We start from the raw sequence: 24,582 nt of genomic DNA, 5'->3' as shown, positions 1-24,582 counted from the left end.
GCTCGTAGACTCTCCGGGTGGACACGACCCTCCAGGACCCTCTCGTCGGGCAGCTGCTCGACGGCCGGTATCGCGTTGAGGCGCGCATCGCCGTCGGCGGGATGGCCACGGTCTACCGGGCCGTGGACACCCGTCTGGACCGGGTGCTCGCCCTCAAGGTGATGCACCCGGCGCTCGCCACCGACGTCTCGTTCGTCGAGCGCTTCATCCGCGAGGCCAAGTCGGTGGCCCGCCTCGCGCACCCCAATGTCGTCGCGGTCTTCGACCAGGGGGCCCAGGGCGCGTACGTCTATCTCGCGATGGAGTACGTGGCGGGCTGCACCCTGCGCGATGTGCTGCGCGAGCGCGGGGCACTCCAGCCCCGGGCGGCGCTGGACATCCTGGAGCCGGTCCTCGCCGCGCTCGGCGCCGCGCACCGGGCGGGGTTCGTGCACCGCGACATGAAGCCGGAGAACGTCCTGATAGGGGACGACGGCCGGGTGAAGGTCGCCGACTTCGGCCTGGTCAGGGCGGTCGGCACGGCCACCGACACCACCGGCTCGCTGCTGGGCACGGTGTCGTATCTGGCCCCCGAGCAGATCGAGCACGGCACCGCCGACACCCGCAGCGACGTGTACGCCTGCGGGGTCGTTCTGTACGAGATGCTGACCGGCGCCAAGCCGCACACCGGCGAGAACGCCGCCCAGGTCATCTACCAGCACCTCAACTCCGACGTCCCGGCCCCGTCCGCGGCCGTGCCGGGGCTCCCGGTCGCGCTGGACAGCCTGGTGGCGAGCGCGACCGCCCGCAGTCCCGAGATCCGTCCGCACGACGCGGTGCTGCTGCTGGCCGAGGCGCGGGAGGCGCGCGCCGGGCTGACCGACGCCGAGCTGGACGCCGTACCGCCGCAGGCCCTGTCGGACACCCATGACGGCGCGGAGGACCGTACGAGCGTGATCGCGCGGGCCCTCCCGGCGGACGGTGGCGGCGAGGGCGGTGTCGTGCACCGCACCAGCCGCCTGGAGATGCCGCCGGCGGGACCGGCCTCCCCGCGCGGGACCGGCCGGCGCGGCCCGTTCGGCGGGCCCCACCGCAAGCTGATCGCGGTGCTCACCGCCGTACTGCTGACGCTGGGCATCGGGACGGGCGTCTGGTACATCAACTCCGGCCAGTTCACCCGGGTGCCCTCGCTGCTGGGGCAGACCCAGCAGGCCGCCGAGCAGCGGCTCTCGAAGGCCGGGCTCGGGCTGAAGGGCGTGGACCGGGCCTTCAGCGACAGCGTCGAGCGGGGCTCGGTCGTGAGCAGCGACCCCGCCTCGGGCGAGCGGATCCGGGGCAACGGCTCGGTGCGGCTCGTCGTCTCGCGCGGTCCGGAGATCGTGCGGGTGCCCGACGTCGCGGGCGATTCCCTGGCGGACGCCCGGCGCTCCCTGAAGAAGGTGGGGCTGGCCCCGGGGATGGTGACCCGGGAGTTCAGCGAGGACGCGGCCCGCGGCGAGGTCATCCGCACGGAGCCCCGCGCCGGCACCGACCGCGCCCCGGACACCGCCGTGGCGCTCGTGGTCAGCAAGGGCGCTCCCGTCGACGTTCCGGACGTGACCGGGCTGTCGGCCGAGGACGCCACCGCCGAGCTGACGGCCGAGGGGCTGGAGGCCGAGGTGCTGCCCGGCCGGGTCCACTCCTCCGAGGCCGCGGGGGACGTCGCCGAGCAGTCCCCCGGCGAGGGAGCCGAGGCCGCCGAGGGCGACACGGTCCAGCTGACCGTCTCCAAGGGGCCCCGGATGCTGGACGTCCCGGACGTCACCGGCCGGGACGTCGACGAGGCGAGGAGCACACTGGAGGAGGCGGGCTTCGACGTGAAGGTCGACCGGCCGTTCCTCTCCTTCGGCGACACCATCGCGAGCCAGTCCGTGGACGGCGGCGAGCAGGCGCCCGAGGGGTCCACGATCACCATCAAGACCAAGGGGTTCTAGGACCGCATGCACGCTCCGCGCAATCCGGTCGGCGGACACGTTCCGGTGGCCGGCGGTCTCGCCAAGGTCGGCCTGGAGTACGCCCGGGAGCTGGCGGCCGAGGCCGTGCAGGTCTTCGTGGCCAACCCGCGCGGCTGGGCGACGCCCGCCGGGAACCCGGCACAGGACGAGCTGTTCCGCGCCGAGTGCGCCGCGGCCTCGATCCCGGCCTACGTCCACGCCCCGTATCTGATCAACTTCGGCTCGCACACCGCGGCGACGGTCGAGAAGTCGGTGGAGTCCCTGCGCCACTCGCTGCGGCGGGCTCGCGAGATCGGTGCGCTGGGCGTGGTGGTGCACACCGGTTCGGCGACCGGCGGACGGCCGCGCACCGAGGCGCTGGCGCAGGTGCGCGCACACCTGCGCCCCCTGCTGGACGAGCTGACCCACGACGACGATCCGGAGCTGCTGCTGGAGTCGACGGCCGGCCAGGGATTCTCGCTCTGCTCACGGACCTGGGACTTCGGGCCGTACTTCGAGGCGCTGGACTCCCACCCGAAGCTGGGCGTCTGCCTGGACACGTGCCACATCTACGCCGCGGGGCACGATCTGGCCGGCCCCTCGGGGATGCGGCAGACGCTCGATCTGCTGGTGGACACGGTCGGCGAGGGGCGGCTCAAGCTGATCCACGCCAACGACTCCAAGGACGTCGTGGGCGCGCACAAGGACCGGCACGAGAACATCGGCGCCGGTCACATCGGGGCGGAGCCCTTCCGGGAGCTGTTCGCGCATCCGGCGACCGCGGGCGTGCCGCTGGTCATCGAGACGCCCGGCGGCAAGGAGGGGCACGCGGCGGACGTGGCGCGGCTCAAGGCGCTGCGGGACGGTCCTCAGAGTTCGGGGCCGTCCCCGGGCTCCTCCTGATAGGAGTAGCGCTGCTCGCTCCAGGGGTCGCCGATGTTGTGGTAGCCCCGCTCCTCCCAGAATCCGCGCCGGTCAGCCGTCATGTACTCGATGCCCCGGACCCACTTCGGGCCCTTCCAGGCGTACCGGTGCGGGACGACGAGGCGGAGCGGGAAGCCGTGCTCGGCGGTGAGGAGTTCGCCGTCCTTGTGGGTGGCGAAAAGGGTGTGCTCGGAGGCGAAGTCCTCGATGCGCAGGTTGGATGAGAAGCCGTACTCGGCCCAGACCATCACATGGGTGGCGTCGGGGGCGGGCGGCGCCAGATCGAGGATCGTACGGGCGGGGATGCCGCCCCATTCGGCGCCGAGCATGCTGTACTTCGTCACGCAGTGCAGGTCGGCGACGACCGAGGAGAACGGCAGCGCCGAGAATTCCTGGTGGTTCCAGCAGTGCTTGTCGCCGTCGGCGGTGGCCCCGAAGACCCGGAATTCCCAGCGGTCGGGCTTGAACTTGGGAACGGGCCCGTAGTGGGTGACCGGCCATCCGCGCTGCAGGCGCTGTCCCGGCGGAAGCTCGGACTGCACCGATTCGCGATTTTCCCGGCTTTCCGGCTGACCCATGCCTCCATGGTGACAGACAGGCAGGGGTGGTCATGACCAGCGCGTACCTCATCCGGGCAACTCGTACTAAGCGTGCACTTACTGGACGGCCGCTGAGCGCGGTGCGAGGATCTGGCCAATTCGCCAGATCGATCACCGGTTGGAAGGAGCCTTTGCCATGCAGGGCGACCCCGAGGTCCTTGAGTTTCTCAATGAGCAGCTGACCGCCGAACTGACCGCCATCAATCAGTACTTCCTGCACGCCAAGATGCAGGAGAACTTCGGGTGGACCAAGCTCGCCAAGTACACCCGGGCCGAGTCCTTCGACGAGATGAAGCACGCCGAGATCCTCACCGACCGGATCCTGTTCCTCGACGGCCTGCCCAACTACCAGCGGCTCTTCCATGTCCGGGTGGGCCAGACGGTCACCGAGATGTTCCAGGCGGACCGCCAGATCGAGGTGGAGGCGATCGACCGCCTCAAGCGCGGCATCGAGGTGATGCGCGCCAAGGGCGACATCACGTCGGCGAACATCTTCGAGTCGATCCTGGAGGACGAGGAGCACCACATCGACTATCTCGACACCCAGCTGGAGCTGGTGGAGAAGCTCGGTGAGGCTCTCTACATCGCCCAGCTGATCGAGCAGCCGGAGAGCTGAGAGTCCCGACAGGGCCTACGGAACCGGCCGGGGCCTGCGCCCGGGGTGCCGGTCAGGCGGCATCGGAGAGCCGGACGTCCCGGTGCGTGCCCGCGGCGGCCGCCGCCGCGGCGGATGCCGCGAGGGTCGCGGCGACCGGGTGCGTGCGAGCGGCGGGTTCCCGCCGCTGGTCGAGCAGCTCACGTCGGGGGCAGTCGCCCCGTCCCAGCAGGGCCTGGATGCGGCGCACACAGCCACCGCAGTCCGTCCCGGCCTTGCAGGCCGACGCGATCTGCCGGGGCGTGCAGGCTCCGGCGTCCGCATGCTTCTTGACCTGCGCTTCCGTGATGCCGAAGCAGGAGCAGACGTACATGCGGTTTCACCTCCCTGCGGGTCGGTCACTGGCGCCGCCCCGGTCTTCGTCGGTGAGGCTAACCTAACCTTACCCGTCGCTCAACCGGCCCAAAAGCCCGGGAGAGACTGTGGGGCACGGATCACATGGATCCGTGCCCCACAGCTACGACCGCCCGGAGTTCCGGGCGGCCTACTGGTCGCGGTACATCTCGGCGACGAGGAAGGCCAGGTCGAGGGACTGGCTGCGGTTGAGCCGGGGGTCGCAGGCCGTCTCGTACCGCTGGTGCAGGTCGTCCACGAAGATCTCGTGGCCGCCGCCCACGCACTCGGTGACGTCGTCGCCGGTCAGCTCCACGTGGATGCCGCCCGGGTGGGTGCCGAGGCCCTTGTGGACCTCGAAGAAGCCCTTGACCTCGTCCAGGACGTCGTCGAAGCGGCGCGTCTTGTGGCCGGAGGCGGCCTCGAAGGTGTTGCCGTGCATCGGGTCGGTCACCCAGGCGACGGTCGCGCCCGAGGCGGTGACCTTCTCGACCAGCTCGGGGAGCTTGTCGCGGACCTTGTCGGCGCCCATCCGGACGACGAAGGTCAGCCGTCCCGGCTCACGCTCGGGGTCGAGGCGGTCGATGTAGGCGAGTGCCTCGTCGACGGTGGTCGTCGGGCCGAGCTTGACGCCGATCGGGTTGCGGATCCTGGAGGCGAACTCGATGTGCGCGCCGTCCATCTGGCGGGTGCGCTCACCGATCCAGACCATGTGGGCGGAGGTGTCGTACAGCTCGCCGGTGCGCGAGTCGGTGCGGGTCAGCGCCGACTCGTAGTCCAGCAGCAGGGCCTCGTGCGAGGCGTAGAACTCGACCGCCTTGAACTCGGCCGGGTCGGTGCCGCACGCCTTCATGAAGTTCAGGGCGTTGTCGATCTCGCGGGCCAGAGCCTCGTAGCGCTGGCCGGAGGGGGACGACTTCACGAAGTCCTGGTTCCAGGCATGGACCTGGCGCAGGTCGGCGTAACCGCCGGTGGTGAAGGCGCGCACCAGGTTCAGCGTGGACGAGGAGGCGTGGTACATCTGCTTCAGCCGCGCGGGGTCCGGAATCCGGGCCTCCTCGGTGAAGGCGAAGCCGTTCACCGAGTCGCCGCGGTAGGTCGGCAGGGTCACGCCGTCGCGGGTCTCGGTCGACTTGGAGCGCGGCTTGGAGTACTGGCCCGCGATCCGGCCGACCTTCACCACCGGCACGGAGGCCGCGTAGGTCAGGACGGCACTCATCTGGAGCAGCGTCTTCAGCTTGGCCCGGATGTGCTCGGCCGACACGGCGTCGAACGCCTCGGCGCAGTCGCCGCCCTGCAGCAGGAACGCCTCGCCCTTGGCGACGGCTCCCATGCGGGCGCGCAGCTGGTCGCACTCGCCGGCGAAGACGAGCGGCGGATACGACGCGAGGTCCGCGAGTACATCGCGCAGGGCCTCGGAGTCGGGGTACTCGGGCTGCTGCGCCGCGGGAAGGTCTCGCCAGGTGTTGCCACCGGCGACGGAGGTATTGGCGTTCACGGTCACGTGCACAACATTACGGGGTCGGAAGGCGCGTCCAGCCGTGCGCTCAACAGATGAGACGCCCGCTCCGATGCCCGGACGGTCCGCTAGGGTCGGGGCATGTCGACGCGAGTGATCGAGATCTCGATCCGGAACTGGTGGTGGACCGCTCATCCGGCGGCCCGCTGACTCATCGCGCTGACACTTCGCGAAGGCCGCCCGAGGGGCGGCCTTTTCCGCGTTCGCGGAGCCGTTCCTCTTCTCCACGCGTCCCGTACGAACCGCGTACGGACCGTCCCGGAAGGAACCCGCTCCCATGTCCCAGACCGCGCCCCGCTCCGCTTCCGGCCTCGTCCGCCGGCTGCTGGCCGACGACGCCCCGCCGTTCGCCCTCCTGCGCCGCCGGACGCCCGGCCGTGACCACGATCACGTCGAACTGCTGATCGGCGGGGTGCGGGAGGTGGACCGGCTGGCCGACCTGCCGGTGGGCCCGTCGCCGGCGCTCGCCCTGGTGCCGTTCCGGCAGATCGCCGAGCGCGGCTTCGACGTGCGCGACGACGGCACCCCGCTGAGCGTGCTGGTCGCCGACGAGACGCACGAGCTGGAGCTCACGGAGCTGCTGGCGGCGCTGCCCGCCCACGACGTGACGGTGGCGGACCGCGGCTTCGACGTGCCGGACGGGGAGTACGCGGACATCGTGCGGCGGGTGATCCGGGACGAGATCGGGCAGGGCGAGGGCGCGAACTTCGTGATCCGGCGGACGTTCCGGGGCGAGATCCCCGGCTTCGGGCGGGCGGACGCGCTGGCGCTGTTCCGGCGGCTGCTGGCGGGCGAGCGGGGCGCGTACTGGACATTCGTCGTGCACACGGGAGGCAGCGGGCCCGAAGGGACCTCCGTTCCGGGGGGGCGGGCGACGGGCGGACGGACGCTGGTGGGGGCGAGCCCGGAGGTGCATGTGCGGATGTCCGGCGGGACGGTCGTGATGAACCCGATCAGCGGGACGTACCGCTACCCGGCCGAGGGGCCCACCGCCGAGAGCCTGCTGGCGTTTCTCGGGGACCGCAAGGAGAGCGAGGAGCTGTCCATGGTGGTCGACGAGGAGCTGAAGATGATGTGCACAGTGGGCGACATGGGCGGGGTGGTGGTCGGGCCCCGGCTCAAGGAGATGGCGCACCTCGCGCACACCGAGTACGAGCTGCGGGGGAAGTCCTCGCTGGACGTTCGGGAGGTGCTGCGCGAGACGATGTTCGCGGCGACCGTCACCGGCTCCCCGGTGCAGAACGCGTGCCGGGTCATCGAGCGGTACGAGTCCGGGGGGCGCGGCTACTACGCGGGCGCGCTGGCGCTGCTGGGCCGGGACGGGCACGGGGCGCAGACCCTGGACTCCCCGATCCTGATCCGTACCGCCGACATCGCCGCCGACGGTTCGCTGGAGGTGCCGGTCGGGGCGACGCTCGTACGCCACTCGGATCCGGAGAGCGAGGTCGCCGAGACCCACGCCAAGGCCGCCGGGGTGCTGGCCGCGCTGGGGGTGCGGCCGGGCCGGCCCGGGGCGGAGGCGGACCGTCCGCGGCTGGCATCGGACCCCCGGGTGCGGGCGGCGCTGGACGAGCGGCGCGGCGGCCTCGCGCCGTTCTGGCTGCGGATGCGGGAGCGCACCCGGGACCTTGCGGGCCACGCGCTGGTGGTGGACGGCGAGGACACGTTCACCGCGATGCTGGCCCATCTGCTGCGGGCTTCGGGGCTGGAGGTCTCGGTGCGCCGCTACGACGAGCCGGGGCTGCGGGAGGTGCTCGGGGCGCACCGGGGGCCCGTGGTGCTGGGCCCGGGCCCGGGCGATCCGGGCGATCTCACCGACCCGAAGATGCGGCTGCTGCGCGCGGTCACCGCCGAGCTGGTGCGGGATCACCGGCACGGGCTGCTGGGGGTCTGCCTCGGCCACGAGCTGATCGCGGCGGAGCTGGGGCTGGAGATCGTGCGCAAGGCCGTGCCGTACCAGGGGGCGCAGACCCGGATCGAGCTGTTCGGGCGGCCGGAGACAGTGGGCTTCTACAACAGTTTCACCGGGCGGTGCGACGGTCCGGCCGCCGCGGAGCTGGCCGCGCACGGGATCGAGGTGAGCCGCGACGAGGACAGCGGCGAGCTGCACGCGCTGCGCGGCCCCGGCTTCGCGTCGGTGCAGTTCCATCCGGAGTCGGTGCTGACCCTGCGGGGCTCGGTGATCGTGACCGAGCTGCTGGCCGGGCTGCCCGTGCCGCGCTGACTCGGGCGGACGGCCTCAGCTCCGCGGTACGAGGACGTTCTCGCCGGTGCGGCGGGCCAGGTAGTCGCTGACGTTGCGGACCGTCGCGTCGATGATCTGGCCCACCGCGTCCTCGGTGTAGTACGCCTGGTGGGAGGTGACGATGACGTTGGGGAAGGTCACCAGCCGGGCGAGGGTGTCGTCGTCGATGCCCTCCAGGGACTTGTCGAGGAAGAACAGCCCGGCCTCCGCCTCGTACACGTCGAGTCCGACGCCGAGGAAGCGGCCCGCGCGCAGCTCGGTGACCAGGGCGGCGGTGTCGACGAGGCCGCCGCGGCTGGAGTTGACGAGGATCGCGTCGTCCTTCATCGCCTTGAGGGCGGCCTCGTCGATGATGTGCCGGGTGCTGGGCAGCAGGGGCACGTGCAGGCTGATCAGGTCGGCCTCGGCGAACAGCCGCCGCCGGTCGACGTACTCCATGCCCAGCTCCAGGCAGGCCGGGTTCTCCACCACGTCCCAGCCGAGCAGTTTCATGCCGAAGCCGTGGGCGATCCGGGTGAACGCCTCGCCGATCTTCCCGGTGCCGAGCACCCCGACGGTCCGGCCGCGCATGTCCCGGCCCAGCAGCCCGTCCAGACGGAAGTCGAAGTCCCGGGTGCGGCTCGCGGCGCGGATGATGCGCCGGTTCACGGCCAGAGCCAGTGTCCAGGCGAACTCCGCGACCGAGTACGGGGAGTAGGAGGAGACCCGGGCGACACGCAGGGCGAGGCGCTCGGCGACCTCCAGGTCGATGTTGTTGAAGCCGGTGGAGCGCTGGGCGATCATCTGCGTGCCGCCGGCCGCCAGCGTCTGGAGCACCCGGCCGCCGAGGTCGGCGTTGACGCTGGTGGAGATGATCTCGTAGCCGGCCGCGATGGGGGCGGTGTCCCGGTTCAGGAAGACGTCCAGGCAGCGGACCTCGTGCAGTGACGCGAAGGCCCTCTCGATCAGGGGCTTCTCGTCGGACTGCACGCCGAAGGCCAGGATCTCCATAGCGCGAATATACGGCCGCGCCCCCGGGCCCGCCGGTCAGACGTCGTCGAGGCCGCGCTCGATCGCGTACCGCACGAGCTCGACCCGGTTGTGCAGCTGGAGCTTGCCGAGGGTGTTCTGCACGTGGTTCTGGACCGTGCGGTGGGAGATGACCAGGCGTTCGGCGATCTGCTTGTACGAGAGCCCCTTGGCGACCAGCCGCAGCACCTCGGTCTCACGGTCGGTGAGCTGCGGGGCCTTGGGCTCGTCCGACGCCGCGGGGGCGGGGTCGGAGGCGAGCCTGCGGTATTCGCCGAGGACCAGGCCCGCGAGGCCCGGGGTGAAGACCGGGTCGCCGGCCGCGGTGGAGCGGACGGCGTCGGTCAGCTCCTGGGTGGAGGCGGACTTCATCAGGTAGCCGGTGGCCCCGGACTTCACCGCCTCCAGGACGTCGGCGTGCTCGCCGCTCGCGGAGAGGACCAGGACCCGCAGGCCCGGGTGGGAGCCGACCAGCTCCTTGCAGACCTGGACGCCGGGCATCCCGGGGAGGTTCAGGTCGAGGACCAGGACGTCCGGGTTCGCGGCCCTGGCCCGGCGGACCGCCTGCGGGCCGTCCCCGGCGGTCGCGACGACGTCGAAGCCGGACTCGGCCAGGTCGCGGGCGACCGCGTCCCGCCACATGGGGTGGTCGTCGACGACCATGACCTTGATGGGCCGGTCGAGGGCCCCCTGCTCGTCCTGTGCCGTGTGCTGTGTGCTCATCGGGCCGTTCCTGCCTTCCCCCGGGAGACCTTCGGTGCTTTCGGAATCTTCAACTCGACCTCGGCGCCCTGCCCCGGGACCGAGATCAGCTCTGCCGTGCCGCCCAGGTCGCGCAGCCGGCCGCGGATGGACAGCGCGACGCCGAGCCGCCCCTCGCCCTCCGCCTGGGCGAGCCGCCCCTCGGGGATGCCGGGGCCGTCGTCCCGGACGGTGACGATCACCTCGTCCGGCTCGTCCTCGATCAGGATCCACGCCTGGGCCTCCGGGCCGGCGTGCACCCGTACGTTGTCCAGGGCGGCGCTGACGGCGGCGGCCAGTTCGCGGGCCGACTCGGCGGGGAGCAGCACCGGGGCGCCCGGCTCCGCGAGGCTCGTACGGGATCCCGCGTGCGGGGCGAGCAGGGTTCGCAGGTCGCAGTCGGCTCCGTCGCCGGTGTCGTGCTCCGTCACCTCGACCGTGCGGACCGCGGCTCCTTCGGCGGCGTCCTCGGAGACCCGGGTGAGGGGCACGAGACCGCTGGAGACCAGGGTGCGCAGGGCGACCTCCTGCTCCCCGGCCATCCGGCCCAGCTCGGCCGCCTCCCCGCCGATCGCCGTGCCCCGGCGCTGCACCATGGCGAGGACCTGGAGCACGCTGTCGTGGATGTCGCGGGCGAGCCGTTCGCGTTCGCGGGTGGCGGCCTCGATCTCCAGGGCGCGGGCGAGGGTGCGCTCACTGGCGCGGGCGACCTCGACGACGTACCCGATGGCGATGGAGGCGACCCAGACCAGCAGGACGTTGTGGAAGGTGTCCCGGCTGGGGTCGCCGCGCTGGATGATGTTGGCGGCGGCGACGAACGTGGAGGCGAAGGCCGCCCACCGCCAGCCGCCCTTGATGGCGAAGGCGAGGACCGAGCCGGCCGTCCAGATCGACGGCAGAGTCGGGCCGTCGAAGGACTGGGAGTCGAAGTCGGCGAGCGGGGTGAGCAGGATGCCGGTCAGGGCGACGACGAGGTCCGCGCCGAGGAAGCGTTTGGTGCAGCTCGCCGCCGAGCGGACCTTGGGCAGGGTGGCGAGCGTCCAGACGAGGAGGAACGCCAGGAACGCGACGGCCACCCAGGGCCGCTCGAACTTGTGCCGTCCGAAGGCGGCGAGCAGCACCGCGTAGATCATCGTCAGGACGCGGTAGCCCGTCAGCGCACGCCACAGCGGCAGCTCGACCGACATCCGTACGACCCGCTCACGCTTGGCCATGGCCCCACCCCCCGGACGGCACACGACGCGGTTACGCGTCGGACCGTCCCGTTCCGTATCCGTCGCCCGCGGCGGGCTGCTTCCGCTCCCGCTTGGCCTCCTCCGCCTTGGCCTTCGCCTCTTCGGCGATCTGGCGCTTGGCGGCGGTGGCGTAGATGTCGACGTACTCCTGGCCGGAGAGCTTCATGATCTCGTACATGACCTCGTCGGTCACCGAGCGCAGGATGAAGCGGTCGCCGTCCATGCCCTGGTAGCGGCTGAAGTCCAGCGGCTTGCCGATCCGGATGCCGGGGCGCATCAGCTTGGGCATCACCTGGCCGGGCGGCTGGATCTTCTCGGTGTCGATCATGGCGACCGGGATCACGGGGGCGCCGGTGGCCAGCGCGACCCGGGCCAGACCGCCGGGCTTGCCCCGGTAGAGGCGGCCGTCGGGCGAGCGGGTGCCCTCGGGGTAGATGCCGAAGAGGCCGCCGCTCTCGATGACCTGGATGCCCGCCCTGATCGCCGCCTCGCCCGCGCCGCGGGCTCCGGAGCGGTCGACGGGGAGCTGACCGACCCCCTTGAAGAAGGCGGCGGTGAGCTTGCCCTTGACGCCGGGGGCGGTGAAGTACTCGGCCTTGGCGATGAAGGTGACCTTGCGGTCCAGCACGGCCGGGAGGAAGAACGAGTCGGAGAACGACAGGTGATTGCTCGCGAGGATCGCCGGACCGCGCTCGGGGATGTTCTCCAGGCCCTCCACCCACGGCCGGAAGGCGAGCTTCAGGGACCCGCCGATGGAGAACTTCATTGCGCCGTAGATCAACTCTGGTGCCTCCTGTGTGCTGTCGGTCCGACCTTAGCCTGTGAGGCCCCCGCGGCCGCTGCCCGGCCTGGGACGACCGTCTTCCCGCACCGCCCGCGCGGGTCTCCCGAGAGGGCGTGACGGCCCTGGTCGGTGTCGGTCCGGTCGCGTACGGTGAAGTCATCCGTCAAGCACTCCCCCAGGTGCCCGCCCGCCCCCGCCCCGTCCCACGAACAGGAGACCCTGGTGCCGGTCCTCCCTGGAGCCGAGCCGTTCCGCCACGAGGGCGGAGAGGTCGGCGTCCTCCTCTGTCATGGCTTCACCGGATCGCCGCAGTCGCTGCGCCCCTGGGCGGACTACCTCGCCGAGCGCGGACTGACGGTGTCGCTGCCGCTGCTGCCGGGCCACGGCACCCGCTGGGAGGACATGGCCGTCACCGGCTGGCAGGACTGGTACGCGGAGGTGGACCGGGAGCTGCGGGTCCTCAAGGAGAAGTGCGAGCGGGTCTTCGTCTTCGGGCTGTCCATGGGCGGTGCGCTGAGTCTGCGGCTGGCGGCCAAGCACGGGGACGCGATCAGCGGGCTGGTGCTGGTCAACCCGGCTAACAAGGTGCACGGCCTGTCCGCGTACGCGCTGCCGGTGGCCCGTCATCTGGTGCGGACGACCAAGGGGCTGGCCGACGACATCGCGCTCCCGGGGGCGCACGAGGTCGGGTACGACAAGGTGCCGCTGCACGCGGCGCACTCGGTGCGGACGTTCTTCCGGCTGGTCGACGGGGAACTGCCCCAGGTGACCCAGCCGGTGGTCCTGCTGCACAGCCCGCAGGACCATGTCGTGCCGCCCGCCGACAGCGTGCGGATCCTGAGCCGGATCTCCTCCCGGGACGTCTCGGAGATCCTGTTGGAACAGAGCTACCACGTGGCGACGTTGGACCACGATGCGGAGCGGATCTTCGATGAGAGCTACCGGTTCATCGGCCGTCTCGCACCGAGCGTCGGGAAGAAGGGGAGCACGTCCGGTGGCTGAGCACGACGCGGAACGCACAGGCAGCGACGAGGAGCGCGAGCCGCGCCCCACGGAGCCCGCGGCCGTCCCGGAGGGGACGAAGCCGGCGGGGGCCGAGGACGCGGAGCGGTCGGTCGACGAGGAGGCGGCGTGGGCCGCGATCGTCGCGGGGTACGGGGAGGAGCCGCCGGACCCGCCGGGCGCCAAGCCGTTCAAGTCCGTCGAGGACCTGGCCCTGCTGGAGGACGACCAGCGCAATGTGGTGGGGCCGAAGGACGGCGCCGCCGGTGATCCGGCGGACAAGGGGTCCGGCAAGCGGCCCCCGAAGCCTCCGGAGAAGAAGTCGCTGGGCAGTTCCGTGGTGTTCGCGCCCGGGGTCGCAGGCCCCCGCGACTACGAACTGCCCGAGTCCAAGGACGACGGCGTGGACGTGCCGGACGACGGCGAGGAGGGCCACTTCGTGCCCCCGGAGCCGCCGCCGCTGCCGGAGGCCGACGTCACGGCGAAGTTCGCCTGGCTGGCGGTGATCGGCGGGCCGGTCCTGATGCTCGTCGCGGTGCTGTTCCGGTGGGAGATGACGTGGTGGCTCAGCACGCTCTGCATCGGCGGCTTCCTCGGCGGCTTCGCCACCCTGGTGGCCCGGATGCCGCACGACGACGATGACGACACCTACGGCGACCCGGGGCGCGGCGCGGTCGTGTGAGGCGGCCCGGCCCCGGCCGGGACCCTGAGGGCGGCCAGGACCGGCAGGTGGTCGGTGGCCGCCCTGAGGTCTTCCCCGCGCACGCCGGGCAGCCCGGTCGGCACGCCGCAGCCGAGCACCTCGATGCCCGGGGTGGCGAAGACCGCGTCGATCCGCTTGCGCGGTCCGTCCGGCGGAAAGGTGAGCTCGCCGCCCCACGGGGAGACGGCCCGGCAGTCCTGGAGCTTCCGGGCCAGGTGCCGGAACGCCTTCCCGGTCGGTACGTCGTTGAGGTCGCCGCCCGCCACGGCGTGCTCGACGCCTATCGCGGCCAGCCGTTCCACCAGCAGGTCCGCCTGGGCGAGGCGTTCATCGCGCTGGAGGCTGAGATGGCAGCTCAGCACGCCGAGCCGGGTCCCGGCGATCCGCACCACGGCGGTGGCGAAGCCTCTGCGGTGCAGGCCGGGGGTGAGCGGCAGCAGGACGTCCTCGGTGCGCTCGACGGCCACCCGCAGCGAGCACAGCAGCAGCGGCCCGGCGGCGGTGGCACCGCCGCTCAGCACGACCAGGCCGCTGTTCCTGGCGAGCCCGGCCGCGGCCTTGCGCCAGCGGAAGAAGCGCGGGGCCTCCTGGACGAGGACCAGGTCGGGTGCGCAGGCGCGGACGACCCGGGCCAGCGCGGCGGTGTCGTCGTGCATCGACCGGACGTTGTAGCTCAGCACTCTGATGACGGCTGAACCGTCCGGCTCGGTACGGGAGTCGGGCAGTGGCGTCAGGACCATGCGGCCACGATACGGCGGACGCCCGTCGACGCCCCGGAGGGCGTCGACGGGCGTCGGTGCGGCATACGGAGGCGGGGCTCAGCCCTGGCGGGCCAGGTCGGCCGCGCCCACGAGTCCCGCCTTGCCGCCGAGTTGGGCGGCCAGCACCTGGGCGTGCGGGCGCCACTCGCCGCCGATCAGCCAGCGCCGGAACGACTTGCGGATCGGGCCGAGGACGAGCTCGCCCTCGTCCGACACCCCGCCGCCCACGATGAACGCGGACGGGTCGAACAGTGAGGCGAGGTCGGCCAGTCCGGCGCCGGCCCAGCGGGCCAGCTCGCGGAACGAGTCGACGGCCACCGGGTCGCCCTGCCGGGCGGCCTCGCTGATGTGCTTGCCCTCGATGCCGTCCACCGAGCCGTCGCCGAGGCCGAGCAGTATGGCGGCGTTCTCGGGGGTGGCGTTGGCGCGCTGCTTCGCGTACCGGACGAGTGCGCGGCCGGAGGCGTACTGCTCCCAGCAGCCCTGGCTGCCGCAGCCGCAGAGCAGGCCGTCCGGGACGACCCGGATGTGGCCGAACTCGGCGGCCACGCCGAAGCGTCCGCGGCGCAGCTTGTTGCCGATGATGATGCCGCCGCCGAGGCCGGTGCCGAGCGTGATGCAGATGACGTCGTCGTGGCCCTGGCCGGCCCCGAAGCGGTATTCGCCCCAGGCCGCGGCGTTGGCGTCGTTCTCGACGACGACGGGAAGGCCGACGCGCTGTTCGACCTTGTCCTTGAGCGGCTCGTGACGCCAGTTGATGTTCGGTGCGAACAGCACGGTGGCGCGCTTGTCGTCCACGTAGCCGGCGGCGCCGATGCCGACGGCCTCCACCTCGTGTCCCTCGCTCGCCCCGGCCACCGCCGCGCAGATCGCGTCGACGATGCCTTCGGCCGTCGGCGGGGTCGCCACCTTGAAAGTCGAGAGGATCCGGCCCTCTTCGTCGACCACTCCAGCCGCGATCTTCGTGCCGCCGATATCGACGCCGATGGTGAGTCCCATGAATCCCTCAGTTTCGGTCGAGCCCCGCTAGGGCCAACCGTACCCGAGGCGGGGCCCGGCCCGGCCGGGGCCGGTCGGTCCCGGCCGAAGTGTTCCGCCGGTCCCGGCCGGCGGCCCGGTCAGTCCAGGTCGATGCGCTCGGTGCCGGAGGGGCCGTCGTCGCGGGGGTCGGACGGGTCGTCGGCGGCCTTCTTCGAGGGGCTTTCGGGGCCGGGGGCGCCCGACGCGCCCTCGGTGGTGCGGGTCCAGCGGCTCTCCTGGCCCTCGACCGCGGAGCGGTAGGCGGCCAGCAGCTCGTTGCCCGCGGCGGCGAGGTGGTCGAACAGTTCCGGGTTGCGTTCGATGACCGGTTCGACGGCGGACCTGGCCTGCCGGACGGCCTGCTGGACCGCGCCCTGGGCGGCGACGCCCAGCAGCGGGGTGCCGAGCGAGGAGACCTTGTCGGCGACGGCGTCGACCAGCTTGCGCAGTTCCTCGGCGGCGGAGCCCGGCGGCGGGCCGTACTGGGCCCGGCGGCGGGCCTTCTCCGCCGCGAGGTCCTCGGCGCAGGCGTCGGCCCACGCGTCGCCGTCGACGGGACGATCGGTGGCTTCACTCATGGCGGACTCCTGCGACGCGGGGCGGCCGACGGGCGTCGGCCTGCGGTACACGTAGTACCGACGTTACCCGAATGGCCGCACACCGTTCAGGAGGTGCGCGGCCACAGGGTCGGATCCGGCGTGAACCTCACCCGCAGGACCCCGTCGGCCAGGGCGGCGCCGGAGACGGTGCAGCGGCGCAGCGCGGAGGCGATCCGCACGATCCGGTGGAAGGGGCCGACGGTCAGGAGCAGTTCGTCGCCCCGGCGGACCAGGCGCAGGTCCTCCTTGGCGGCCCCGGGCAGCGGCAGGCACCAGGTGAGGATCACGGCCCCCTCGGCGGCGTCCGGCTCCTCCTCGGTCCACCAGGGGTCGGCGGTCCGGCCGGGCGTCCGGTCGTCGGGGGCGGGGATCTCCAGCGCGGCCAGGTCCTCCGGGCCCCGCGGGTCGCGGCCCAGGTGGGCGGCCTCGTGCACGGGGACGTCCGGGGCCGTCTCCTGCCGCCAGTGGTCCAGGCACTTCTCCTGCTGGGCGGCGAGCGCGGCGAACCAGGGGTCGCAGGAGTGGCGGGGCAGGACGCGGGAGGCGACCAGCAGGTCGGCGCGGAGTCCGTGCAGGGCGAGGCCGGTGCGGGCGGCGCGCAGCGCGTCCTCGGCGGCGGGTCCCGGCTCCGCGACGAGCCGGAGCGTGGTGGCGCCGTCCGCGAGCAGGGCCTCGACGGCGGCCAGCTCGGCGTCCTTGCGGGCGGCGGCCTCGTACAGCCACTGGGCGGGCATCGGAACCCCGGCGAGCTGGGCGAGGACGGGGCGCAGGGCGCGCGCGGCCTGGCGTTCGGCGGGGAGCAGCCGGCGCAGGTAGCGGCGCAGTTGCTCCGGCAGTGCGAGCAGGGCCAGGGCCTCGGTCAGCGGGGGGAGGTCGACGACGAGGACGTCGTAGCCGGACCAGTCGCCCTCGGCGGCCCGGCGCAGCGTGTGCAGCAGGGCGAGCTGCGGGGAGCCGGGGAGTTCGGTGAGCTCCTCGCCGTCGAGCCGGCCGGCGCCGAGGAGGTCCAGGACGCCGGAGGCGCGCTTCTGGAGCTCGGTGAGTTCGGCGCGGAAGTGCTCGCCGGAGTCGATGCGGGCGTGGTCGAGGCGGTCGGTGACCCGGGTGGGTTCCGTGCCGTCGGGGAAGCCGGGTATGGCCTCGGCGGAGATCAGAAGGGTGCGGTCGCCGTGTTCGGCGGCGGCCAGCGCGGTGGCCGCCGCGACGGTGGTACGGCCCGCGCCGCCGGGGCCGGTGACCAGGACCGTACGCACGGCTCTCAGTTCCCGGGAACGGATTCGACGCGCTTCTTCAGACCGGCCAGGGCACGGTCGATGATGACCTTCTCGGCCTTGCGCTTGATCATGCCGAGCAGCGGGATCTTGACGTCCACGGCGAGCCGGTAGGTGACCTCGGTGCGCTCTCCGCCGCCGAGCGGGGCGAGGGCGTAGGTGCCGTCCAGGGAGCGCAGCATCTGGGACTTGACGAGGCTCCAGCTGACCTCGCGCTCGCCGGTCCAGGTGTAGGAGAGGACGTGGTCGTCCTTGATCGCTCCGGCGTCCAGGACGAGGCGGACCTGCTCGGCGCGGCCCTGGTCGTCGGTGGAGAGGACCTCGGCCTCCTTGACCTCTCCGGTCCACTCCGGATAGCGGGCGAAGTCGGCGATCACGCCCATGACGTCGGCCGGCGCCGCCTCGATCGTGATGCTCGAGCTGGTGTGTTCAGCCATCGCCGTGGCCCTCCAGTGCGGTGTAACCGGTCGCGTTCGGCAGGAGCCTGCCGCTGTGCAGGCTATCGCGTGCCCGGAGCGCTCCGGTCCACGCCCCGGCCGCCCGCGGTCACCAGGTCAGCGCCCAGGGGGTTCCGGTGGAGGCGAAGTGGCCGACGTTGACGCACTCGGTGGTCCCGATCCGCATCCGGCGGACCAACGGCTGGTGAACATGGCCGAAAAGCGCGTACCGGGGGCGGGTGGCGCGGATCGCGTCCAGCAGGGCGCGGCTGCCGCGCTCGAAGCGGCGGGCGACGGTGTCGTACGTCAGCTCCGGGACGTCGGGCGGTATGTGGGAGCAGAGGACGTCGACCCGGCCGAGCGCCTCGACCTTGGCGGCGTACTCCTCGTCGCTGATCTCGTACGGGGTGTTCATCGGGGTCCTGAGGCCGCCGCCGACGAAGCCGAAGACCCGGCCGCCGATCTCGACGCGCTCGCCGTCCAGCACGGTGGTGCCGGGGCGGGCGTACTCCGGCCAGAGACCGGGGACGTCGACGTTGCCGTAGGTGGCGTACGTCGGGGTGGGGAAGGCCGCGAAGAGTTCGGCGTACTGCCTGCGCACCGCGCCGAGGATCTCGGTGTCGCGGTCGCGGCCCGCCCACAGCTCGCGGCCGAAGGCGCGGGCCTCGTCGTAGCGGCGGGCGGTGCGCAGGGCCACGATGCGGTCGGCGTTCTCCTCGCCGAACAGGTCGGGGAAGATGCCGCGCGAGTGGTCGGCGTAGTCGAGGAAGAGCACCAGGTCACCGAGGCAGATCAGGGCGTCGGCGCCGTCCCCCGCGCGGGCCAGGGCCTCGCTGTTTCCGTGTACGTCGCTGACCACGTGGATCCGGGTCGATCCCCCGGCCGGGTCCCGGCTGTCCGGTTCGCTGGCTCGCATGGGATCACCCTAGAGCGCCCCCTCCGAAGCTGGGTAGACCGTCCCTACCTGCGGTTACTTCCAGGCCGTCATGGCGGTGGACTACTGTGCGCGAAAGGGCCATTTACCTGTGTGATGCATAAGACATCTGGCCGGAACCCCCTATCGGGAACCGAGTACCGGTGGGTAACGTCCGGGCAGTCCAGTCGTGCTCACCCCACTGAGCACCCGCCATTCTTGGACCGCAGCCGGTGCGTCACACAGAGCCGTGGTACCGGAGCCCGATGAGGAGCAGCAGTCTTGCGCGAGTTCAGCCTTCCGGCCCTGTACGAGGTCCCGACGGACGGCAACCTGACGGATCTCATCCGCCGCAATGCCGCTCAGCATCCCGATGTCGCGGTGATGAGCCGCAAGGTGGCCGGCGTCTGGACGGACGTCAGCGCCACGCGGTTCCTGGCCGAGGTGAGAGCCGCCGCCAAGGGGCTGATCGCCTCGGGCGTGCAGCCCGGTGACCGGGTCGCCCTGATGTCACGCACCCGCTTCGAGTGGGTGCTGCTGGACTTCGCGATCTGGAGCGCGGGCGCGGTGACCGTACCCGTGTACGAGACCAGTTCCGCCGAGCAGGTGCAGTGGATCCTCGGCGACTCCGGGGCGGTGGCGGTGCTCGTGGAGAGCGACGCGCACGCCGCGACCGTGGCCTCCGTACGGGACGCGCTGCCGGATCTCGCGCACGTCTGGCAGATCGGGGCCGGCGCGGTGGAGGCCCTGGGCGAAGCGGGGGCCGAGGTCTCGGAGGAGACCATGGACCTGCGGACGCGCAGTGCCAAGGCCGACGACCCGGCGACCATCGTCTACACCTCGGGCACCACCGGCCGCCCCAAGGGCTGCGTGCTGACGCACCGCAGCTTCTTCGCCGAGTGCGGCAACGTGGTGGAGCGGCTGAAGCCCCTCTTCCGTACGGGCGAGTGCTCGGTGCTGCTGTTCCTGCCCACCGCGCACGTCTTCGGCCGCCTGGTCGAGGTGGCCTCGGTGATGGCCCCGATCAAGCTCGGCTGCGTCCCCGACATCAAGAACCTCACCGACGAGCTGGCCTCGTTCCGGCCGACGCTGATCCTGGGCGTGCCCCGGGTCTTCGAGAAGGTCTACAACGCGGCCCGCGCCAAGGCGCAGGCGGACGGCAAGGGCAAGATCTTCGACCGGGCCGCCGACACGGCGATCGCCTACAGCCGGGCGCTGAGCACCCCGGCAGGCCCCTCACTCGGACTGAAGCTCAAGCACAAGCTCTTCGACAAACTGGTCTTCGGGAAGCTGCGCGCGGTGCTGGGCGGCCGGGGGGAGTTCGCGATCTCCGGCGGCGCTCCGCTGGGCGAGCGGCTCGGCCACTTCTTCCGGGGCATCGGCTTCACGGTCCTGGAGGGCTACGGCCTGACCGAGACGTGCGCGGCGACCGCGTTCAACCCGTGGGACCGGCAGAAGATCGGCACGGTCGGCCAGCCGCTGCCCGGTTCGGTCGTGCGCATCGCGGACGACGGCGAGGTGCTGCTGCACGGCGAGCACCTGTTCACCGGTTACTGGAAGAACGAGTCGGCCTCGGCCGAGGCGCTGGCCGACGGCTGGTTCCACACCGGTGACATCGGCACGCTCGACGAGGACGGCTACCTCGCGATCACCGGCCGCAAGAAGGAGATCATCGTGACGGCGGGCGGCAAGAACGTCGCCCCGGCGGTGATCGAGGACCGTATCCGCGCGCACGCCCTGGTCGCGGAGTGCATGGTGGTCGGCGACGGCCGCCCGTTCGTGGCCGCGCTGGTCACCCTGGACGAGGAGTTCCTGGGCCGCTGGGCCGAGGAGCACGGCAAGCCCGCCGGCTCGACGGTCCTGTCGCTGCGCGAGGACGCGGAGCTGCTGGCCGAGGTGCAGCGGGCGGTGGACGACGGCAACGCGGCGGTCTCCAAGGCCGAGTCCGTCCGCAAGTTCCGTATCCTTCCGGCCCAGTTCACCGAGGAGGCCGGCCACATCACGCCGTCGCTGAAGCTGAAGCGGAACGTGGTGGCGAAGGACTTCGCGGACGAGGTGGAGTCGATCTACCGCGCCTGAGCGCTGTCACGCCCAAGGGGCCCGCACCGATTCCCGGTGCGGGCCCCTTGGGCGTACGGCACCTTCACAGCAGGGTCCTGAGCTTCTCCGCCAGCAGGTCCCAGCGCCATTTCTCCTCGACCCAGGCCCGGCCCCGCTCCCCCATCCGCTGCCGCAGCTCCGGGTCGCCGAGCAGCGTCACGATCCGGTCCGCCGACTCCTCGGCGCTGCCGCCGCGCACCACCCACCCGGTCTCGCCGTCGAGCACCGCGTCGGGGGCGCCGCCCGAGTCGCCGGCCACCACGGGCAGTCCGGTCGCGGACGCCTCCAGGTAGACGATGCCGAGGCCCTCCACGTCGAGGCCGCCGCGCCGGGTGCGGCAGGGCATCGCGAAGACGTCCCCGGCCCCGTAGTGCGCGGGCAGCTCGGCCCAGGGCACCGGTCCGGTGAAGCGCACCGAGTCCTGGACCCCGGTCTCCTCCGCCAGCCGCCTCAGGTCCTCGGCGTACGGTCCGCCGCCCACGATCAGCAGCACGGCGTCCGGCACCTGGGCGAGGATCGCCGGCATGGCCAGGATCAGCGTGTCCTGGCCCTTGCGCGGCACCAGGCGGGACACGCAGACGACCACCGGGCGGTCGGAGAGCCCGAGGCGGGCCCGGACCCGGTCTCCGCCGGACGCCGGGTGGAAGGTCTTCTCGTCGACGCCGGGCGGTAGCTGGACCATGCGCCCGGCGGCCTCGGCGGTGAGGGCCGCGGCGATCCGGGAGCGGGTGTACTCACCGAGATAGGTGATCGTGTCCGTGGCATCGCCGATGCGGCGCAGCAGCTGCCGGGAGGCGGGCAGCTGGGCCCAGCCGGCCTCGTGGCCGTGGGTGGTGGCGACGAGGCGCCGGGCGCCCGCGCGGCGCAGCGCCGGGGCCATCAGGCCGAGCGGGGCGGCGGCGCCGAACCAGACGGAGCCGCAGCCGTGTTCGCGCAGCAGGCCGGCGGCCCGGCGGGTGACGCGCGGGGTCGGCAGCAGCATCGTCGTCCGGTCGCGGACCACGGTGAACGGCTGCTCGGCGTCGAAGGCGGCGGTGGCCGCCGCGCCCTCCTCGCCTCGCTTCCAGGTTGAGGCGTAGACGACGACCCGGTCGGGATCCAGGCGCAGCGCCATGTTGTGCAGGAACGCCTGGATGCCACCGGGGCGGGGCGGGAAGTCGTTGGTCACGATCAAGGTCTTGTCCATCGCCGCCGACAGTACCGAACGGCCGCGCTTCACCGCTGACGCGCCCGGCCCCCGGCATCATGGGCCGCCGGAGAACCGGCTGGGCACGACGGAGGCGGACGGCGATGACGGGACGAGCACCCACCGGCGCCGGGCCGTGGCCGTACGCGGTGTGGACGCTGACCCGGGTCTGGCTGCTGGCCTGCGTGTTCAAGGTGGTCACGGTGCCCGGCCCGGACGTCACCGTGGACGTGTCGGTGATCTACCGGGGCTGGTACGAGGTGCTGCTGACCGGCACGTATCCGCTGGACGACGTCACCTGGCAGTACCCGCCGGGTGCGGCCCTGGCGATCCTCTCCCCCGCCCTGCTGCCGTTCTGGGAGTACGCGACCGCGTTCTTCGTGCTGGTGCTGCTCTGCGACGCGCTGGTGCTGGGGCTGCTGCTGTACGCGGGCCGGCGGCCGGGGAGGCGGCGGGCGGGCGCGTGGGTGTGGATCGCGGGGGTGCCGCTGCTGGGCCCGACCGTCTACGCCCGTTACGACCTGATGGTGACGGCGGTCGCGGTGGCCGCGCTGCTGGCGGGGGTGCGCCGCCCCCGTGCGCTGGGTGCGCTGGCGGCCTTCGGGGCGCTGCTGAAGGGGTGGCCGGCGCTGCTGCCGGCCGGGGTGCGGAAGGGTCGTCCGACGCTGGCGGCCTGGACGGCGGCGGCGCTGACGGCGGCGGGGCTCGCGGCGGGGTTCGCGCTGTTGCCGGGGGCGTACGCGTTCCTGGCCTTCCAGCGGGACCGGGGCACCGAGGTCGAGTCGCTGGGGGCGCTGGTCTTCCATGTGGCGCGGCAGTTCGGCTGGGAGGGGCGGGTGGAGCTGCGCTACGGCTCACTGGAGTTCCTCGGTCCGCACGTCGAGCGGGTGTCGACCCTGGCGCTGGGGCTCGCGGTCCTGGCTCTGGGCTGGCTGGTGCTGTGGCGGTGGCGGGCGGAGGCGTTCGCGGCGCACACCCCGGCGGAGGCGGCGTTCACGGCGGTGCTGCTGTTCACGGTCACCAGCCGGGTGATCAGCCCCCAGTACGTGGTGTGGCTGGTCGGGCTCGCGGCGGTGTGCCTGGTGTTCCGGGGGACGGCGATGACCCCGCCGGCCGTCCTGGTGCTGGTGGCGTCCGGGGTGACACTGCTGGAGTTCCCCGTCGGCTTCGGCCATGTGGTGGCGAGCGACGCCTGGGGCGTGACGCTTCTCCTCGTACGGAACGGGCTGCTGGTGGCGGCCTCGCTGATGGCGGCGCGGCGGCTGTGGCGGTCGACGGTGCCGGGGGCGCGGCGGGGCGCGGCGGGCGCCCCCGCGGTGGCGGCGGGCGGGGGTCAGCCCAGCCGGGTGGCGAGGTAGTCGCGCCAGTCGGCGGTGAACTGCTCCGGGGTGGTGTCGAGCACCGCGTCCAGCGCCTGCTCCACCGCCCCCTCGCGCCCCGGGTGGGCCCCGACCGCCTCGTAGAAGGCGATCAGCTTCTCCTTGCCCCACCGCTCCGCGATCAGCTCGCAGGCCAGCCAGCCGCCCTCGTACGCCCCCGCCAGCTCGGCGGGGTCCCCGTCGAAGCCGAAGTCCGGGTCGGCGGGCAGCTCGGCGGGGGTCCGGCCGCCGCGGACGGCCTCGGCCAGCTCGGGGGCGATGGTGTCGGCGGCCCGGTCCTCGCCCCGGTAGGCGGTCCAGTCGGCGAAGCCCTCGGAGAGCCAGACCGGGGTGGCCGTGGAGGTGCTGGTCCGGGTGGCGACGTGGGTCGTCTCATGGGTCAGGACGATTCGCTGCCCGAAACTGCCCAGGGTGGCGTAAGCCTGCGGGTTGACGATCACCCGGTCGGCGAGGGCCGGGCGCTTGCCGGTGCCGCCGACCTCACCGGTGGTGACGGCGGCGATGCCCCGGTAGCTCGCCTCCGGCGAGCCCAGCAGTCCTGCCATGTCCTCGACGGATTCCGGGACGAGGACCACCACCCGGCGGGTCCAGGGTCTCGGCCAGGCGTCCGAGACGGCCGGTACGGCGAGGTCCACGGTGTCGGCGACCTGGCGCAGCTCGGTCCCGGGCCGTCCGACGCCGAGGACGATGCTGTGCTCCCCCTCGACGACCTCCACGTCCCCCTGCTGCCACAGCTGCCCGGAGGCGCCCTTGGCGGGCCGGTCGGCGGTGATGTACCAGCGCTCGCCGTCCCGCATCAGCTCCAGGACGCGGCGGGTGGCGACGGGGGCGCTGTCGTACCCGTCGATCCGGTAGCGCAGCTCCACGTCGGCGGAGGCCCACCGGCCGTCCTGCCCGGTGATGCCCTTGACGTCGTAGGTCCAGGACTTCAGGGGCACGTCGGCGAGGTGGCGCAGCTCGGTCCGCTGGGCGGCCCGCAGCTTCGCGGCGTCCGGGGCGAGGCCGTCGAGGTAGCCCGCCGGGTCGTGGGCGAGGACGGCCGCCGCGCGGCGCTCCAGGGCGGCGTCGAGGACGTCGGCGGTGAGGCGGGCGTCCGTGCCGGCGGGGGCCGTGCAGGCGGAGGCGGCCAGGAGGGCGGCGAGCAGCGGGCCCGCCGCACGCCGTCGCCACCGGGGCTCTCCCCCGCGCGTGTCACGTCCTCGTACGGCCACCCTGC

Annotated in this window: 24 protein-coding genes; 9 read left to right on the top strand and 15 right to left on the bottom strand. The window is 72.6% G+C overall.

Annotated elements, in window-relative coordinates; genetic code table 11:
* Window positions 1-17 precede the first annotated feature (17 nt).
* Both pknB and ACIQMU_RS13635 read left to right on the top strand, forming a co-directional pair.
* Window positions 18-1,952 carry a Stk1 family PASTA domain-containing Ser/Thr kinase gene (pknB, locus tag ACIQMU_RS13640; protein ID WP_352241034.1) on the top strand — a complete coding sequence of 645 codons (1,935 nt, stop codon included), beginning with the start codon at window positions 18-20 and terminating at the stop codon, window positions 1,950-1,952.
* A gap of 6 nt (window positions 1,953-1,958) precedes the next feature.
* Window positions 1,959-2,855, top strand: a complete 897-nt coding sequence (locus ACIQMU_RS13635; RefSeq protein WP_352241033.1) for a deoxyribonuclease IV — start codon at window positions 1,959-1,961, stop codon at window positions 2,853-2,855.
* Here ACIQMU_RS13635 and ACIQMU_RS13630 read toward each other — a convergent pair.
* Window positions 2,822-3,454 carry a sulfite oxidase-like oxidoreductase gene (locus ACIQMU_RS13630; RefSeq protein ID WP_352241032.1) on the bottom strand — a complete coding sequence of 211 codons (633 nt, stop codon included), beginning with the start codon at window positions 3,452-3,454 and terminating at the stop codon, window positions 2,822-2,824. The genes ACIQMU_RS13635 and ACIQMU_RS13630 overlap by 34 nt on opposite strands.
* Window positions 3,455-3,611: 157 nt before the next feature.
* Between ACIQMU_RS13630 and bfr the strand changes: the two genes are divergently transcribed.
* Window positions 3,612-4,091 carry a bacterioferritin gene (gene bfr / locus ACIQMU_RS13625; RefSeq protein WP_402688893.1) on the top strand — a complete coding sequence of 160 codons (480 nt, stop codon included), beginning with the start codon at window positions 3,612-3,614 and terminating at the stop codon, window positions 4,089-4,091.
* Window positions 4,092-4,143: 52 nt separating this feature from the next.
* On the opposite strand, the gene ACIQMU_RS13620 is transcribed toward bfr, so the two are convergent.
* On the bottom strand, window positions 4,144-4,443 hold the full coding sequence (locus tag ACIQMU_RS13620) for a (2Fe-2S)-binding protein (protein ID WP_352241031.1): 300 nt from the start codon (window positions 4,441-4,443) through the stop codon (window positions 4,144-4,146).
* Window positions 4,444-4,614: 171 nt separating this feature from the next.
* On the bottom strand, window positions 4,615-5,961 hold the full coding sequence (locus ACIQMU_RS13615; RefSeq protein WP_352241209.1) for a class II 3-deoxy-7-phosphoheptulonate synthase: 1,347 nt from the start codon (window positions 5,959-5,961) through the stop codon (window positions 4,615-4,617).
* 102 nt (window positions 5,962-6,063) lie between these two features.
* Between ACIQMU_RS13615 and ACIQMU_RS13610 the strand changes: the two genes are divergently transcribed.
* Together ACIQMU_RS13610 and ACIQMU_RS13605 are read left to right on the top strand one after the other, a co-directional pair.
* Window positions 6,064-6,132, top strand: a complete 69-nt coding sequence (locus ACIQMU_RS13610; protein WP_352241208.1) for a trp operon leader peptide — start codon at window positions 6,064-6,066, stop codon at window positions 6,130-6,132.
* Between the two features lie 127 nt (window positions 6,133-6,259).
* Complete coding sequence (locus tag ACIQMU_RS13605; protein WP_402688892.1) at window positions 6,260-8,206, top strand: anthranilate synthase family protein; 1,947 nt, start codon at window positions 6,260-6,262, stop codon at window positions 8,204-8,206.
* 15 nt (window positions 8,207-8,221) lie between these two features.
* Here ACIQMU_RS13605 and ACIQMU_RS13600 read toward each other — a convergent pair whose 3' ends face one another.
* Genes ACIQMU_RS13600 through ACIQMU_RS13585 form a run of 4 tightly spaced genes read right to left on the bottom strand, consistent with a single transcriptional unit; the run spans window position 8,222 to window position 11,992 of the window.
* Window positions 8,222-9,217 carry a 2-hydroxyacid dehydrogenase gene (locus ACIQMU_RS13600; protein ID WP_352241029.1) on the bottom strand — a complete coding sequence of 332 codons (996 nt, stop codon included), beginning with the start codon at window positions 9,215-9,217 and terminating at the stop codon, window positions 8,222-8,224.
* A 36-nt stretch (window positions 9,218-9,253) separates the two neighbouring features.
* Window positions 9,254-9,958, bottom strand: coding sequence for a response regulator transcription factor (locus ACIQMU_RS13595; protein WP_352241028.1), 705 nt, complete (start codon window positions 9,956-9,958; stop codon window positions 9,254-9,256).
* Window positions 9,955-11,190 carry a MacS family sensor histidine kinase gene (gene macS, locus ACIQMU_RS13590; protein WP_402688891.1) on the bottom strand — a complete coding sequence of 412 codons (1,236 nt, stop codon included), beginning with the start codon at window positions 11,188-11,190 and terminating at the stop codon, window positions 9,955-9,957. Before macS ends, ACIQMU_RS13595 begins: the two co-directional genes overlap by 4 nt.
* 31 nt (window positions 11,191-11,221) lie before the next feature.
* Window positions 11,222-11,992 carry a lysophospholipid acyltransferase family protein gene (locus ACIQMU_RS13585; RefSeq protein WP_352241026.1) on the bottom strand — a complete coding sequence of 257 codons (771 nt, stop codon included), beginning with the start codon at window positions 11,990-11,992 and terminating at the stop codon, window positions 11,222-11,224.
* Between the two features lie 225 nt (window positions 11,993-12,217).
* Here ACIQMU_RS13585 and ACIQMU_RS13580 point away from each other — a divergent pair, with 225 nt between their 5' ends.
* Together ACIQMU_RS13580 and ACIQMU_RS13575 are read left to right on the top strand one after the other, a co-directional pair.
* Window positions 12,218-12,997, top strand: a complete 780-nt coding sequence (locus ACIQMU_RS13580) for an alpha/beta fold hydrolase (RefSeq protein ID WP_352241025.1) — start codon at window positions 12,218-12,220, stop codon at window positions 12,995-12,997.
* Entirely contained in the window at window positions 12,990-13,679 is a 690-nt protein-coding gene (locus tag ACIQMU_RS13575; RefSeq protein ID WP_352241024.1) for a hypothetical protein, read from the top strand. The genes ACIQMU_RS13580 and ACIQMU_RS13575 overlap by 8 nt, the downstream gene beginning before the upstream one ends.
* Here the strand turns inward: ACIQMU_RS13575 and ACIQMU_RS13570 are convergent.
* The 6 genes from ACIQMU_RS13570 to ACIQMU_RS13545 all read right to left on the bottom strand — a co-directional run bounded on the left by ACIQMU_RS13570 (window position 13,646) and on the right by ACIQMU_RS13545 (window position 18,704).
* Window positions 13,646-14,440, bottom strand: a complete 795-nt coding sequence (locus tag ACIQMU_RS13570) for an endonuclease/exonuclease/phosphatase family protein (protein WP_402688890.1) — start codon at window positions 14,438-14,440, stop codon at window positions 13,646-13,648. The genes ACIQMU_RS13575 and ACIQMU_RS13570 overlap by 34 nt on opposite strands.
* Before the next feature lie 78 nt (window positions 14,441-14,518).
* On the bottom strand, window positions 14,519-15,460 hold the full coding sequence (locus ACIQMU_RS13565; protein ID WP_352243953.1) for an ROK family glucokinase: 942 nt from the start codon (window positions 15,458-15,460) through the stop codon (window positions 14,519-14,521).
* A gap of 119 nt (window positions 15,461-15,579) precedes the next feature.
* Window positions 15,580-16,059 carry a DUF5304 domain-containing protein gene (locus tag ACIQMU_RS13560; protein WP_352243954.1) on the bottom strand — a complete coding sequence of 160 codons (480 nt, stop codon included), beginning with the start codon at window positions 16,057-16,059 and terminating at the stop codon, window positions 15,580-15,582.
* 86 nt (window positions 16,060-16,145) lie between these two features.
* Window positions 16,146-17,333 carry an ArsA family ATPase gene (locus tag ACIQMU_RS13555; RefSeq protein WP_402688889.1) on the bottom strand — a complete coding sequence of 396 codons (1,188 nt, stop codon included), beginning with the start codon at window positions 17,331-17,333 and terminating at the stop codon, window positions 16,146-16,148.
* A 5-nt stretch (window positions 17,334-17,338) separates the two neighbouring features.
* The gene (locus ACIQMU_RS13550; protein ID WP_352243956.1) at window positions 17,339-17,788 is read right to left on the bottom strand and encodes an SRPBCC family protein; all 450 of its coding nucleotides are present in this window, start codon (window positions 17,786-17,788) and stop codon (window positions 17,339-17,341) included.
* Between the two features lie 109 nt (window positions 17,789-17,897).
* Window positions 17,898-18,704 carry a metallophosphoesterase gene (locus tag ACIQMU_RS13545; protein ID WP_352243957.1) on the bottom strand — a complete coding sequence of 269 codons (807 nt, stop codon included), beginning with the start codon at window positions 18,702-18,704 and terminating at the stop codon, window positions 17,898-17,900.
* 279 nt (window positions 18,705-18,983) lie between these two features.
* Between ACIQMU_RS13545 and ACIQMU_RS13540 the strand changes: the two genes are divergently transcribed.
* Window positions 18,984-20,780, top strand: coding sequence for an AMP-dependent synthetase/ligase (locus ACIQMU_RS13540; RefSeq protein WP_352243958.1), 1,797 nt, complete (start codon window positions 18,984-18,986; stop codon window positions 20,778-20,780).
* A gap of 64 nt (window positions 20,781-20,844) precedes the next feature.
* On the opposite strand, the gene ACIQMU_RS13535 is transcribed toward ACIQMU_RS13540, so the two are convergent.
* Entirely contained in the window at window positions 20,845-21,987 is a 1,143-nt protein-coding gene (locus ACIQMU_RS13535) for a glycosyltransferase family 4 protein (RefSeq protein ID WP_352243959.1), read from the bottom strand.
* Between the two features lie 104 nt (window positions 21,988-22,091).
* Between ACIQMU_RS13535 and ACIQMU_RS13530 the strand changes: the two genes are divergently transcribed.
* Complete coding sequence (locus ACIQMU_RS13530) at window positions 22,092-23,345, top strand: glycosyltransferase 87 family protein (RefSeq protein WP_402688888.1); 1,254 nt, start codon at window positions 22,092-22,094, stop codon at window positions 23,343-23,345.
* Here the strand turns inward: ACIQMU_RS13530 and ACIQMU_RS13525 are convergent.
* Complete coding sequence (locus tag ACIQMU_RS13525; RefSeq protein WP_352243961.1) at window positions 23,321-24,577, bottom strand: hypothetical protein; 1,257 nt, start codon at window positions 24,575-24,577, stop codon at window positions 23,321-23,323. The genes ACIQMU_RS13530 and ACIQMU_RS13525 overlap by 25 nt on opposite strands.
* Window positions 24,578-24,582: the final 5 nt, after the last annotated feature.

The sequence above is a fragment of the Streptomyces sp. NPDC091649 genome (genome assembly GCF_044756785.1).
Classification (GTDB): domain Bacteria; phylum Actinomycetota; class Actinomycetes; order Streptomycetales; family Streptomycetaceae; genus Streptomyces.
Note: the sequence above shows the minus strand (reverse complement) of the source record. Positions and strands in the feature narration are given on the sequence as shown.

Bases quoted from the DNA above. Each gene is read 5' to 3' on its own strand.
- ACIQMU_RS13635 (WP_352241033.1), top strand. From the start codon at position 1,959: ATGCACGCTCCGCGCAATCCGGTCGGCGGACACGTTCCGGTGGCCGGC.
- ACIQMU_RS13630 (WP_352241032.1), bottom strand. From the start codon at position 3,454: ATGGGTCAGCCGGAAAGCCGGGAAAATCGCGAATCGGTGCAGTCCGAG.
- bfr (WP_402688893.1), top strand. From the start codon at position 3,612: ATGCAGGGCGACCCCGAGGTCCTTGAGTTTCTCAATGAGCAGCTGACC.
- ACIQMU_RS13620 (WP_352241031.1), bottom strand. From the start codon at position 4,443: ATGTACGTCTGCTCCTGCTTCGGCATCACGGAAGCGCAGGTCAAGAAG.
- ACIQMU_RS13605 (WP_402688892.1), top strand. From the start codon at position 6,260: ATGTCCCAGACCGCGCCCCGCTCCGCTTCCGGCCTCGTCCGCCGGCTG.
- ACIQMU_RS13600 (WP_352241029.1), bottom strand. From the start codon at position 9,217: ATGGAGATCCTGGCCTTCGGCGTGCAGTCCGACGAGAAGCCCCTGATC.
- ACIQMU_RS13595 (WP_352241028.1), bottom strand. From the start codon at position 9,958: ATGAGCACACAGCACACGGCACAGGACGAGCAGGGGGCCCTCGACCGG.
- macS (WP_402688891.1), bottom strand. From the start codon at position 11,190: ATGGCCAAGCGTGAGCGGGTCGTACGGATGTCGGTCGAGCTGCCGCTG.
- ACIQMU_RS13570 (WP_402688890.1), bottom strand. From the start codon at position 14,440: ATGGTCCTGACGCCACTGCCCGACTCCCGTACCGAGCCGGACGGTTCA.
- ACIQMU_RS13565 (WP_352243953.1), bottom strand. From the start codon at position 15,460: ATGGGACTCACCATCGGCGTCGATATCGGCGGCACGAAGATCGCGGCT.
- ACIQMU_RS13560 (WP_352243954.1), bottom strand. From the start codon at position 16,059: ATGAGTGAAGCCACCGATCGTCCCGTCGACGGCGACGCGTGGGCCGAC.
- ACIQMU_RS13550 (WP_352243956.1), bottom strand. From the start codon at position 17,788: ATGGCTGAACACACCAGCTCGAGCATCACGATCGAGGCGGCGCCGGCC.
- ACIQMU_RS13545 (WP_352243957.1), bottom strand. From the start codon at position 18,704: ATGCGAGCCAGCGAACCGGACAGCCGGGACCCGGCCGGGGGATCGACC.
- ACIQMU_RS13535 (WP_352243959.1), bottom strand. From the start codon at position 21,987: ATGGACAAGACCTTGATCGTGACCAACGACTTCCCGCCCCGCCCCGGT.
- ACIQMU_RS13530 (WP_402688888.1), top strand. From the start codon at position 22,092: ATGACGGGACGAGCACCCACCGGCGCCGGGCCGTGGCCGTACGCGGTG.